The sequence below is a fragment of the Enterococcus sp. C53 genome (genome assembly GCF_040887425.1).
Taxonomy (GTDB): Bacteria; Bacillota; Bacilli; order Lactobacillales; family Enterococcaceae; genus Enterococcus_B; species Enterococcus_B hirae.
Genome location: NZ_JBFOFT010000039.1, coordinates 1 through 232 on the forward strand (window position 1 = coordinate 1; position 232 = coordinate 232).

The following is a 232-nucleotide window of genomic DNA, read 5'->3' on the forward strand; positions in this document are numbered from 1 at the left end:
TATGTACGAGTCGGGAAAAAATGGAATTATGTCTGTTTCATTTTGGATCTGTTCAATCGAGAAATTCTCGGCTATTCTTGTGGAGAACATAAAGATGCCGTTCTAGTAAAAAAGCATTTAGCCGTATCAAACAACCTCTGACAGAGGTTGAGATTTTTCATACTGATCGTGGAAAAGAGTTTGATAACCAAGCTATTGATGAATTATTAACAACTTTTGACATCAATCGATC

Annotated in this window: 1 pseudogene; it reads left to right on the forward strand. The window is 35.3% G+C overall.

Annotated features, from left to right (window positions below):
• Positions 1 to 232, forward strand: a pseudogene (locus AB3I42_RS14085) (DDE-type integrase/transposase/recombinase); the annotation flags it as partial.